At 66.7% G+C, this 12485-nt stretch carries 9 protein-coding genes and 2 pseudogenes; 6 read left to right on the forward strand and 5 right to left on the reverse strand.

The window, feature by feature from the left end; translation table 11 throughout:
- Nucleotides 1-776, reverse strand: a 776-nt coding sequence (locus tag QOC69_RS35900; RefSeq protein ID WP_526447570.1) for a P-type ATPase actuator domain-containing protein, incomplete at its 3' end; no start/stop codon positions are given.
- Nucleotides 777-1069: 293 nt separating this feature from the next.
- Here QOC69_RS35900 and QOC69_RS35905 point away from each other — a divergent pair.
- The 4 genes and pseudogenes from QOC69_RS35905 to QOC69_RS35920 form a co-directional block, all read left to right on the forward strand.
- Complete coding sequence (locus tag QOC69_RS35905; protein ID WP_526447572.1) at nt 1070-1441, forward strand: ArsR/SmtB family transcription factor; 372 nt, start codon at nt 1070-1072, stop codon at nt 1439-1441.
- A gap of 71 nt (nt 1442-1512) precedes the next feature.
- Complete coding sequence (locus QOC69_RS35910) at nt 1513-2520, forward strand: vWA domain-containing protein (protein WP_526447574.1); 1008 nt, start codon at nt 1513-1515, stop codon at nt 2518-2520.
- A 346-nt stretch (nt 2521-2866) separates the two neighbouring features.
- Nucleotides 2867-3217, forward strand: coding sequence for an ArsR/SmtB family transcription factor (locus QOC69_RS35915; protein ID WP_526447576.1), 351 nt, complete (start codon nt 2867-2869; stop codon nt 3215-3217).
- Nucleotides 3218-3282: 65 nt separating this feature from the next.
- Nucleotides 3283-3456 (forward strand): annotated as a pseudogene (locus QOC69_RS35920) (VWA domain-containing protein); the annotation flags it as partial.
- Nucleotides 3457-3789: 333 nt separating this feature from the next.
- Here QOC69_RS35920 and QOC69_RS35925 read toward each other — a convergent pair.
- Nucleotides 3790-4806, reverse strand: a pseudogene (locus QOC69_RS35925) (FAD-dependent oxidoreductase); the annotation flags it as partial.
- 42 nt (nt 4807-4848) lie between these two features.
- Entirely contained in the window at nt 4849-6222 is a 1374-nt protein-coding gene (locus tag QOC69_RS35930; RefSeq protein WP_526447578.1) for a cytochrome P450, read from the reverse strand.
- A gap of 245 nt (nt 6223-6467) precedes the next feature.
- Between QOC69_RS35930 and QOC69_RS35935 the strand changes: the two genes are divergently transcribed.
- Nucleotides 6468-7562 (forward strand): helix-turn-helix transcriptional regulator, encoded by a 1095-nt coding sequence (locus QOC69_RS35935; RefSeq protein WP_526447580.1) that lies wholly within the window; start codon nt 6468-6470, stop codon nt 7560-7562.
- A gap of 364 nt (nt 7563-7926) precedes the next feature.
- Nucleotides 7927-8130, forward strand: coding sequence for a hypothetical protein (locus QOC69_RS35940; RefSeq protein WP_526447582.1), 204 nt, complete (start codon nt 7927-7929; stop codon nt 8128-8130).
- Between the two features lie 217 nt (nt 8131-8347).
- Here QOC69_RS35940 and recD read toward each other — a convergent pair whose 3' ends face one another.
- The gene (gene recD / locus QOC69_RS35945; RefSeq protein WP_526447584.1) at nt 8348-10093 is read right to left on the reverse strand and encodes an exodeoxyribonuclease V subunit alpha; all 1746 of its coding nucleotides are present in this window, start codon (nt 10091-10093) and stop codon (nt 8348-8350) included.
- The coding region (locus tag QOC69_RS35950) for a 3'-5' exonuclease (RefSeq protein ID WP_526447586.1) at nt 10090-12485 on the reverse strand (2396 nt) is incomplete at its 5' end. The genes QOC69_RS35950 and recD, both read right to left, overlap by 4 nt.

Genomic DNA, 12485 nt, shown 5'->3' on the forward strand with positions numbered 1-12485 from the left:
ATGCGGCGGGCGGCGCGGGCGAGCCACCCGAAATACGTGTTAGCGCGGGTGGCGAACACGACTGCGGTTGCCGTGCCCGCCACGACCGCGGTCCCCGAGAAACACAAACTCGGTGTGTCCACGACCGACTCGGGCACGAGGGGGCGCTGTCCCTTCTTGGGCGAGACTGACGTCTTCGACGCTGGCAGCGATTCGCCGCTTAACACCGACTGATCTACCACCAGGTCGCTCGACGAGACGATCCGCAAATCCGCCGGCACGACATCGCCCGCGTGCAGCACCACCACGTCGCCGGGAACCACATCCTGCAGCGACACTTCCCGATCCAGCGGCTCTTGGTCGACGCCGGCGCGGCGTCGCACCGTTACCGTCGAGGACACCAATTCCCGCAACGCACGCGTGGCCCGGAGCGACCGGGTCTGCTGCCAGATACGCAGCACCACGGCCAGCGCAACCATCACGCCAACCGTGACCGCGCCGCGGGCATCACCGACCACGACGAACACCACACCCAAACCGGTCAGCAGCGCCACGAACGGGCTCCGCAACGCGGCGACGATGCGCACACCAAGCCCGTCATCCGCGGCGTGGAAGGGAGCATTGTCGCCGAATCGACGCAGCCGATCCGCTGCCTCCGGCTCGGTCAAGCCGCGCGGGGAACTGGCCACCCGCTGAAAAAGCGTGAACACCGGCACGTCGGCCAGCTCCCTCAGCCGAGCATCATCGGCGAGAACCAGGCGCTCGCGCGAATTGAGCCCAGCAGCGGTTCCAGTCATGTCCGGTCCCTATCCCAATGGAGGCGTCAGCCGTATCGAACAATTGCGACGAACTCCACGCGGACCGTTGCGGCTAGCCCGACACTCCCCGAAATCGACTGAGCCGAACATCCGCGTGGAGGCAGGTACTACATCCCTCGGCCATCCGGCCCACCTCCAGCCCAAAAATACGCCGCGGCGTTCCACCGCGACTGACCCCAAACCCAGTAGACCCGAAACAACGCCTACAGTCAAACACTTGCACAAGCGTTGATGATAGGTCAGCCTGGCAGGTGTCACCGAGAGGAAGACCCGTGCCCGATACCGCCGCCGGCCCAGTGACCGCCCAACCGTTGCCGCCGTGGCTACTGCAAGACACCGCGTCCACGTTCGCCTTGCTGTCGGCGACGGTTCGCCTGCACATCCTCTGGCTGCTGGCCAGCGGCGACCGCGACGTGGGCACCCTGGCCGAGGAGACGGGTCAAAGCGTCGCAACGGTAAGCCAACACCTGAGCAAACTCAAGCTTTCCGGCCTGGTCCGCGCCCGGGGCGAGGGCAAGCGTCACGTGTATGTGGTGGCGGACACCCATGTCGTGGAGGTCGTCCGATTCGCCATCGGGCAACGACTCGACGCCACCATCCGGCGGGCGAGCACGTCATGCCTAACGAACGGATCGTGCTTGTGACCGTTGATGAGCCGCCTCGGGCAATTTCACTACCCGCGTCGAAAAGACAAGCGGGGAAACGACTTTCTGACATGAACCTGCCGTTGCTGGGCCCGATGACGCTCTCGGGCTTCGAACACAAGTGGTATTTCCTGTTCCTGCTCGTGTTCCTCGGGGTGATCGGGCTCTACATCGTCGTGCAGTTGGCTCGTCGAAAGCGGGTGTTGCGGTTTGCCAACATGGAGCTGTTGGAAAGCGTGGCGCCCAAACGGCCGACCCGCTGGCTGCACCTGCCGGCGATCCTGCTGGTGGCCACCCTGCTGCTGCTCGCCGTCGCGATGGCCGGGCCGACCCACGACGTGCGGATACCGCGTAACCGCGCGGTGGTGATGCTCGTGATCGACGTGTCGCAGTCCATGCGGGCCACCGACATCTCGCCCAACCGGATGGTCGCAGCGCAGGAGGCGGCCAAGCAGTTCACCGACGAGCTGACACCGGGCATCAATCTGGGGTTGGTCGCCTACGGCGGCACAGCGACCGTGTTGGTGCCCCCGGGCACCAACCGCGCCGCCACCAAGAACGCGATCGACAAGCTCCAATTTGCCGACCGCACCGCCACCGGGGAGGGGATCTTCACCGCGCTGCAGGCCATCGCCACGGTCGGGGCGGTGATTGGTGGCGGTGACACCCCGGCGCCGGCACGGATGGTGCTGTTTTCCGACGGCAAGGAGACGGTGCCGTCGAACCCCGACAGCCCCAAGGGCGCCTACACCGCCGCCCGCACCGCCAAGGATCAAGGCGTGCCGATCTCCACCATCGCGTTCGGCACGCCCTACGGCTACGTCGAAATCAACAACTCACGACAGCCGGTACCCGTCGACAACGAGACGATGAAGAAAGTGGCGCAATTGTCCGGCGGCACCGCGTATGACGCCTCCACCATCGCCGAGCTAAAGAACATCTACGCCACCCTGCAGCAGCAAATCGGGTACGAGACCATCAAGGGCGACGCCAGTGCCGGATGGCTGCGGCTGGGCACGCTGGCGCTGGCCCTAGCAGTGCTCGCTGGCCTGACAGTCAACCGCCGCCTACCAAGTTGAGCGGCCAGCACAGCCACACAGCGATCCAGACCTCTTGCGCCCCAACCGTTTGCGCGTGAAACGCCCACCTCGATTTCGGGGGTGGTCGCCACAAACCAGGCAAGTCACGGTCAACCGACACACCTGCCGATCAACCCGCTGAGACCAGGATCAACGCAACGCTGGAGTGGCCGAATCCGCGAGGGCAGCCCAGCCGCGTGCGCCGATACTGTCGCCTGGCATGTGTCGCTCACGTCGCTTCCAAAACGCCGGGCGCCAGTACACCCGATACACCGCCGAACGGTCAAACGCTTGCACAAGTATCTGCGATGGGTCAGCCTGGCAGATGTCACCGAGAGGAAGTCCCGTGCCAAAGACCCAGCCGGCCGTATCAGCCGAGCCGTTGCCGCCGCGGCTACTGCAAGACACCGCCTCCATGTTCGCCCTGCTCTCGGCGACGGTTCGCCTGCATATCCTCTGGCTGCTCGCCAGCGGCGACCGCGACGTGGGCACGCTGGCCGACGAGACGGGTCAAAGCGTCGCGACGGTGAGTCATCACCTGAGCAAGCTCAAGCTGGCCGGCCTGGTACGCGCCCGCCGGGTGGGCAAGCGCCAGGTCTATGTCGTGGCGGACGCCCATGTCGTGGAGGTCGTCCGCCTCGCCATCGGGAGACGACTCGACCAGCCGCAATCCGGCGGTCGAGCGCGTCATGGCTAACCACCGATCGTGCAGGGCGTTCACCACACCCGTCAAAAAGACAAGCGGGGGAATGACTTTCTGATATGACCTTGCCGTTGCTGGGCCCGATGACGCTCTCGGGCTTGAAACACAAATGGCACCTGCTGTTCCTGCTCGTCATCCTCGGGTTTGTCGGGCTCTACATCGGTGCCCAGCTGGCTCGTCGAAAGCGGATGCTGCGGTTTGCCAACACCGAGCTGCTGGAAAGCGTTGCGCCGGCCGTCATCTGTCCGCCGCCGGCGGCGGTTGGTCCTCGCGACTCGGATCATCAGGGAGGGACGCAGAAGGCGAGCCGGTGGGTCGATCATTCCGCTGACCCTCAAGAATTGTTCGGCGACGACCGGGTCTGTTTCGGCGGCAGTCAGAACCCGGTCGATATAGGCGTTGGTGATTCGCATCGAAAGTGGCCGGGGTCCCACCACTTCCGGCAGAGTCAGATCCGAGCCGGCGGCCATCTGCCAGGCCACGCGAATCTTCTTGGCCGTGGCGCGAAAGAACCGCCGTGGCAGGTCTCGGTCTCCGCGGCGCAGGCAGTCGCGCAGCACGATCGCCTCGGTTGAGGCCACCGTCATGCCTTGCCCGTAGATCGGATTGAAGCTGCAGATGGCGTCGCCGAAGACGATCAGCCCATCGGGAATCCGGCGCATCTTGTCGTAGCGGCGCCACCGGTTGGACGGGACGCGGTAGCGTGCCGGCTCCTCCAGTAGTTCAGCATCACGCAACGCTGCGAGCACCGACGCCGAGGCCAACTGCTCGCCGAACTTCAGCATTGCGGCCCACTCGGTGGGCGGCTGCTGTCCGAGCATCCCGCCGAGAGTGACCATCCACGTATCGTTCTCGTAGCCCACGAACGAGAAAGTCGTTGGCCGACTGGGCCCGGGGAAGACACCGAACAGGCCCACGTCGAGGGTGCCCGGTGGGATACGCAGCAGTTGACTGGCATACGCCAGCTGCACAACCACTTCATCCTCGCGCGGGCGGCCGTAACCAAGCTCGTCGAGAAAGGTGGGGGTTCGTGAGCCGCGGCCCGTCGCATCCACCACGAGGTCCGCCGTCACCGTCGTCTCGCCGCCGCCGTGGCGGTTCACCACCCTGGCACCGGTGACCCGGTCGTTGTTTGCGGTCAGCCCGGCGACGTCGTGGCCGTCGAGGAGCTTTACGTTCGGAATCGCCTGCAATCGTCGCCGCAACTGGCTTTCGAGAAACGGCCGGCTCGGGTAGTACTGGTGAGCGTCACGATTGCTCAGGGTGCCGGAGCGGCAAAACCGGTGACCGCCCACCGATACGTCAACCCTGGCTAGGTCGCCGTCGTCCCAGACGGGAACACCGTCGGCGACGAGCCCCTCGAGAAAACCGGGGAACAACTCGCTCAGGACTTGTGAACACCGCGGCAGTACGACATGTCCATGTTGGCCTTGCGGCACACCCCGCCGATTCGCGGAATCATCGGTGAGCACATCGCGTTCGACCACGGTGACCGCTTCGTAGAAGTCGGCCAGCACCCTGGCTGCCAGCAGCCCGCCCATACTTGCGCCAAGCACAACCGCGTGCTCGCCGATCTTCACCATGGCGGCGCCCCCTCGGCATGTGCACCTGAGGCCAAGCCGACCTCAAGCATGGGCACGGCCGCTCACCCGGGCGCGGATGGGCGCTGCCGCGATCATGGTGAACGGCACGACCACGGGGAAATCGGTGTCTATGGAGCGAATTTCGGTGCTGCGGACGATGGTGGCCAGCGCGAGGGTAGCTTCGAGCATGGCGAAGTGATCGCCGATGCACGAGCGTGGCCCGGCGCCGAAGGGCAGGTATTGCCAACGGTCGCGATCTTTGGACTTCTGCGGGGCGAACCGCTCGGGGTCGAAGTCCAGCGGGCGATCCCACAGCGCGGGATCGCGGTGCAGGGCATAGATGCCAACAACCAGCATGGTGCCTGCCTCGACGTGATGGCCGTCGACCGCGATGTCCCGCATCGCCATCCGAGCCGTCGCCGCAGCGGGCGGACACAACCGTAGTGCCTCGTGCAGCACCTGGATCGTGTATCCCAGTCGGGACACATCGTCGGGTGTCAGCTCGCGATCGCCGATCTGAGCGACCTCGGCACGGACCTTGTCCTGCATGTCGAGGTGGCCGCCGAGCGCCCAAAGCGCGTAGGTCAGTGTGGTGGACGTGGTGTCGTGACCCGCGAGCATGAACAGCACGAGCTCGTCGCAGACTTCGTCGTTGGATAGTGTCTGCCCGGTCTTCGGGTCGGTCGCGGCGATGAGCGCCCGGACTAGAGGTGCCTCTCGGTCGGGATCGGTTCGGCAGGCCTGCAGTATCTCGTTGGCGAACGCGTGCAGAGCGGCGCTGGCGGCGCGAGCTCGGCGGCGGGGCGAGGTGGGCAGCCATCGTGGGGCGCGCAGGGGCCGCAATCCCCGATCCGTGGCGTATTTCGTCGCGACACGCAACGGTTCGGCGATGGCGCCGGTGTGTTCGTCGAGGTCGAGTCCGAGCACCGAGCGGCCCAGCGCCCGCAGAGTAAGTTTGCGGCACTCGACATCCAGGTCAACTTCTGATCCGTTACGCCAAGTGGCGGCGGTCATCTCGGCGGCTTGAGCCATGTGTCCACCGAATTCACGTACGTGCTGCTTGGTGAAGACGGGTTGTAGCGCCCGTCGGCGTGGCAGCCACGGTTCGTGCCTGAGGTCGAACAAATTGGCCCCGAGCACATAGCGGAATTCGTCGTGGGACCTCGTCTTGTCAATCTCTGCGCCGGTGCGGCCGAGGATGTCCCGCGCTCCTTGCGGCGAAGTGGCGACGACGACGGCTGGGCTGAGCCACCTCGGGGCCAGTTTGAGCCGGGTCACCGGGCCACCCGCGTCGCGCAGCGCTTCAAGCCCGGTATGGGCCGCCCGCAGGGCGCTGACCTGCCGGCGATAGGGCAGCGGATTCTTCGGGGCCAGTGGTAATGCAGCAGCCTCGACTTTCTCGACCGTCTCGACCAAGACAATTCCTCCCCCGATGAAAGCCAACAATCCGGGCTGTGTCCGTGTTGCACACGCGAGTAGCGATGCCTCACCGCGCCTCATCGCGCCGACCCCCCGGTCGACGCGATGTTGACTGGTTGTTAATTAACCACTCATGGTCTGCTGATGCCTCATCCGAACGGTTGAGATCGGTCTACAGTGTCTAAACATTCCGCCGGTGAAGCCGTGCTGGCGGTGCCAAGCGGTGAACGTGGGGGAGCGCCGTGGTTACGATCGATGAGTTTTCTCGCCTAGTTGGCGAGATATACGCGTCGGCGACCAATCCAGAGAACTGGGCGGTTGCTCTGGCCGACATCAGTCGCATTCTCGATGCAACCGGCTGCGGGCTTCTGACCGGCGAAGGGCCAAGCCGCTCCCCGATGACGACCACCGTCCCCCCGGAAGCCAGCCAACCCTACGGCGAGTACTACCGCACGATCGATTACGTTCTCGATGCCGTCGAGAAGAGTCCTGCCGGTCTGATACGAGGCGGGCAGGCACTGGTTGCGCTCAAGACCCATTCAGAGTTCGAGGCCGACTTTATGCGCCCGTTCGAAGTGACCGACGGATTGTTCATGCGACTGACCGTCGGCACCACGCCCACGAGCTTTCTCGTTGCGGCGCCGAAAGGGCCCGAACCATTCGATACCGCCGAGCGCGTGAAGGTGATGGGTGCGCTGGTTCCACACATGCAACAAGCGCTACGCACTCAGGAGCATCTAGCGCAGTTGGGCAACGGCGTGGGGGACATCACCGGCGTGATCGACGCGATCCGACACGGCATCGTCATCGTCGATTCGGGATGTGTTGTCGTGCACCTAAACTCCGCGGCCGAGCGAATACTGACCTCGGGCGACGGGCTGTGCACCCGCTCTGGGAGGGTGGAGGCGACGCGCACGTCCACCAACACGGAGTTACAGGTCAGTATCGCGTGCGCTTGTGTCGACCCGCAAAACGGTTGTGGCAGTGGCGATTCGTTCGCGTGTAGCCGCCCGTCGGGAAAGCGCCCCTACGCTATTCATGTGCTGCCGCTCGAACCAGCCGGGAATCCCCCAGCGGCGAGGGCTTTGTTGATGATCATCGACCCTGAGCAGGAGCCCGAGCCGCCAAAGGTGCTGCTAAGACGCCTCTTTGGCTTCACCAGTGGAGAAGCGGACGTGGCGCTACTCATGCTGCGCGGCAGCGGTCTGAAACCAATCGCGGCAGATCTGGCCCTATCGATGGCCACCGTTAAGACTCACCTACACCACATCTTCAACAAGACCGACACTCACCGGCAAGCCGAGTTGGTGCGCTTGCTGTTGGCGATCATCCCGTAGCGCGCACGCATCGCTCTCATATCGACCTGCGCAGAGAGCATCTCGATAGTGCGCTGCTCGCGATAGAAGCCCTTGTCTCTACGAAGTTGTATGAATTGCACCTGGCTCTTCCGTTGAGCCGGGGTCTGGGAAAGGTGTTTCAGACGCTTGAGCAACTCGTGGCCGACGGCGTTGGACCGTCAGCGCGACTGGCAGCAGTCGCTGAACAGGTCCGCCTGCGCGTCAAAGAGCTGTAAGCCCGGGTCGCGGCTGAAAATCATGGCGTGTAGCGGTTCTCACTGGTCGCCATCAGCCCCACCCGATCTTTATGGGCAACTGGCGGGAACGGTGGTGCTCCACAGTCGATTTGCAATGGGACGTGACCATGGCCGACATTGGCCGGGCCTTCGATGGGTCAAGCGCAGCGCTGGTGATCACCGACGGGAAAACCCGCACGCTCAAGCACGCCGACATTCCCCCCGATGCCGCAACGAATTACGCGGATCACTTTGCCCGGTTGGATCACGTCTTGTCCGCGGTCGAAACGGGCCCGGTGGGCGCAGTGCGCACGGGCACCAAGCTGATGTAGCCGCACGCGCGTATCCGTTCCTGGGATGCCGCCTCTGACCATCGGATGCCGCGACACCGTGTCGGGATTGGACCGGCGATTCTCGTGGCCCGACAACGTACCTACCGAACATGCGCGAGCTGATTACGAGGTCTCGGGGACGGATTGGCTGATCCTCGTTGAGAAGTTCGGCCTCGCCGCGTATCTGAACAAGCGCGGGTAAGCGGGTGCTGCTCCGTCATGAGGCCTCCGGCGTCGAGCCGCGGAGCCGAAGCGCCAGCCCCGTCGCCCGCACCGCCCGCCGATCGATCGCCGCCCGCACCGATGCCTCCGACCCGACCACCCGCACCTTGGCCTTCGCCCGCGTCACCGCGGTGTAGAACAACTCCCGGGTCAACAACCGCGACTCCACCGGCGGCAGCAGCACCGTCACCTCGGATGCCTGCGAACCCTGGCTCTTGTGAATCGTCATCGCGTGCATGGTCTCGACGTCGGACAGCCGGCCGGTCGCGAACGCGACGGGCTCCTCCGCGCTGGCGATGACGGCGCGCAGTCCCGCCTCTCCAACCACCGTCACACCGGCATCGCCGTTGTAGAGACCCAGCCCGTAGTCGTTGGCCGTAACGAGCACCGGCCTCCCGGCGTACCAGGACGACCAGATCGGTTCGCCGGTCGCTTCGGTAAGCCATCGCTCGACCTGACGATTCCAATGCTGCACGCCGTACGGCCCATGCCGGTGCGCGCACAGCAGCCGGTGCTCGGCAAGGGTCGTCAGCGCCGCGCCGGCGTCACCGAGCACACCGGCCTCGCGCAGCCGAAGCGCATGCGGCTGCAGCACTTTGCGCAGATCGGCGGTCGGATCCTCGGCGTCGATCCACTCGAGGTGATCCCCGCCCGCCCGCAGCACCGCGATGGCCCGATCGGCATCGCCGACGCGGATCGCCGAGGCGAAAGCGCCGATCGACTCACCGAACCGATGTGACGTCTTCAGCTCCGCGATCCGGCCGTCTGCCCGACCGCCGAGGCCCTCGACGAGGTCGGCCAGGACGGCACCCGCATCCACCGACGCCAGCTGGTCGGGGTCGCCGACGAGCAGCAGGCGCGCCTCCGGCCGCACCGCCTCCAGCAAGCGGGCCATCATGGTCAACGACACCATCGACGTTTCATCGACGACGATGACGTCGTGCGGAAGTCGGTTGCCGCGGTTGTGCCGGAATCGCGATGAACTGTCCGGGCGGCTGCCCAACAGCCGGTGCAGTGTCGTCGCGCGAAGCCCGGAGATCCGCTGCCGGTCAACGGGTTCCAGTTTATCGACCTCGGTCTGCACGGCCTCCTGCAGTCGGGCGGCGGCCTTCCCGGTGGGTGCGGCCAACGCGATGCGCAGACGCGACGCGCCCGCTTGCCCGGCGAACAGCGCCAGCAGCCGCGCGACCGTGGTGGTCTTCCCGGTTCCCGGCCCGCCGGTGAGCACCGTGAGCCGTTGCGACAGGGCGATTTCGGCGGCTTCGCGCTGCTCCTCGTATCCCGCCGGGAACAGCCGGTCGACCTCCGCCGCCGACGCCTCACCCGCGGCGGACGCCATCGCCAGCAGGTCGTGAGCGACCTGTTCTTCCTCCCGCCAGTACCGGTCGAGGTAGAGCAGGCCGTCGTGGGTGTGCAGCACGTGCGGCGGCCCCAGCAGCGGACTGGCCGCGACGGCCGCGAGCCAACCGTCGGCCTCCGGCCACGGCAGGTCGGGCACGTCGACCTGCGCCTCCAGCGACCGCAGATCCACGCAGACCGAACCGCCCCGCAACCCGCGGACCACGAACGCCACCGCGAGCGTCACCCGCTCGTCGGTCTCCTTGAGAAGAGCCGTGAGCCGTTGCGCGACAAGTACGTCCGACGAGTCGATCACCGCCGCGTCGTTGAAAGACCGCAACAACCCCGACGCGCCGACCGCCCGGCGCCAGTCAGCGGTGTCGACCGTCTCGACGGACGTCATGCGGCGGCCCTCCCCGCGTCGAGGAGATCGGACAAGCCGACGATCAGCGATGTCGGCGGCTGCCAGTCGAACACGCCGGCGGTGTGGCCGTCGACCACCGGGGTGTCCGGCCCGCACATCCCGCGCACGAAGAGGTACAGCACCCCGCCGAGATGACGGTCGGGGTCGTATCCCGGCTGCCGCCAGCGCAGGAAGCGATGCAGCACAACGCTGTACAGCAGCGCCTGCAGCGGATAGTCGGAGTGCAGCATCGCCTCGACCATGCGGGAGCGGTCGTAGTCGGCGGCCGTCAGCGGCTCGTCGCCGTCGCCGAGCCAGTTGGTCTTGTAGTCCACCACCACGTAGCGGTGCCCCTTGCCATCGGAAATCTCGTGGTCGGGGATCCGCAGCACCGCGTCGATCGAGCCGCTGAGGTACCCGCGCAGCGGCTGGTTGCCCAGCCCCTTGTCCATCAAGCGTTCGGCATACGGCGCCAGCGGGTCGGTGACAGGCAGGTACTCCCGCAGCAACGCTCCGACGTCGGCCAGCCGGATGTTGGGGGCCGCCGCGCTGAGATCGCCACCGGCCAACGGGAACTCGAAGTCCAGCTCGCGCAACCGATCCGGCAATCCGATCTGGCGAAGCGTCAACCCTCCCGCCAGCGGGCCGAGCGGGGTGTCGTGCAGCGGCACCATCGCCGACGCCAGGTCGGCGGCCGCCACGTCCAGCGGCCACCAGGCCAACTGCTCGCGGATCTGCGACTCCAGTTCGACGGCCAGGTCCGGCGCGAACGGATCGGCCGTCTCCAGCACGGCGTGCACCAGGGTGCCGAACTTGGCGCCGGTCGGAAGATCGGCCATCGGCGACGGCACGTCCGGACCGGCGGACGGCTGCAGCAACGGGATGTCACCAACCTCGTCGTCCAGCTCGACGAGCTCCGGTTCGCTACTCACACCGGATGTTTCGGCGACCCGGATCAGACCCGAGTAGGAGGTCCGCCGCCACGTGGTGTCGATGCTGCGATGGAAGTGCCTGGCGTCGAGATTCGGTGGGACGGGCCCGGCGGGCAGCGCAGGCGTCGGCGTCAGCACCGACTGCTCGAGCACCGGGCCGCCTGCGGCCTCCCACTCGCGGAGCCGGGCCAGGGCGTCGTCGTCGCCGATCTTGCCGGGCACGCAGCGGTCGGGCACCGCGGATTCGCCGGGCCGCCGACCACGCAGCAGCCGCGACAGCCCGCCGTTCGGTTCGTCGTAGGCCGGTGACCACCACGCCACCACCTGAGCCTGCGCGCGGGTCATCGCGACGTAGGTCAGCCGGCTGTCGTCGCCTGCGGCCTCGGCGCGGCCCAGCTTCTCGACCGCGTGGTAGTCGGGACTGTCCTTGCCGCCGACGTGCAGACACCGGGTGTCGCCGTCGTGGAACAGGATCAGGTCGCGCTCCTGGACGTTGCGGTTGAACGCGAACGGCAGGTACACGATCGGGTACTGCAGCCCTTTGCTCACCCACACCGTCATGATCTGCACCGCCGCGGCGTCGCTGTCCAGCCGACGGTTGCGTTCCGTGCTGCCGCCGCGGTCGTCGCGTTCGGTGCGCAGCCAGTCCCGCAGCGCGGGCAACGTGTAGTGCTCGCGGTGCGCGACGTCCTGCAGCAACTGCGTCAGGTGGGCGAGGTCGGTCATGTGCCGCTCGCCGTCGCGCCACGACAACACCCGGTCGCTCATTCCGCGAAGCTGCGCGGCCTCGAAGATCGCCGCGACGCCGCGCTCGCGGGCGTGACCGGCCCACTCCCGCAACGTCTCCGCGATGCGGTCGGTCAGCGCGTCGCCGCCCGCCACCAGATCCTCGGCGGTGTTGCCGAAGAACATCGTCGCCGCGGCGGCGCGCACCACCCCCGTTCGGTGCGGCTGGTCGAACGCCTCCAACAGGGACAGCCAGTCGTCGGCCGCTTCCGAGGTGAAGATGTCCGAGTCGCCGGTGTACACGGACGGAATCCCTGCGCTGCCCAGCGCACGCTGGCAGGCCCGCGCGTCCTTGTGCGTCTCGACGATCACCGCGACGTCCCCCGCCCGGACGGGCCGATCGCCGAACGTGGCCCCACTGGTCAGCAGGCGGGCGATGTCGTTGGCCAGGTCCTGGCCGATGTGCCGCCGCAGGTCGCCGATGGAGAGGTTCTGAGTTCCGCTGCGGCCGAACGTGTGCCGCTGCACCACCCGCAACCGGAACGGGTCGTCGTGCGGGGCGCCGGCCAACCGGGTACCCGGGTGCGCGGCGTCCACGTCGTGCACGACGATGGCGGGGTCGCCGAGCTCGGCGCCGCGCAGCACGGCCTGCAGCCGATCGACGAGGGCGCCGTCGCTGCGCCAGTTGGTGCCCAGCGTCTTCTTGGCTCCCGCGGTCTCGGCGGCCCGCAGGT

The sequence above is a fragment of the Mycobacterium sp. genome (genome assembly GCF_032162105.1).
In the GTDB taxonomy this organism is placed as follows: domain Bacteria; phylum Actinomycetota; class Actinomycetes; order Mycobacteriales; family Mycobacteriaceae; genus Mycobacterium.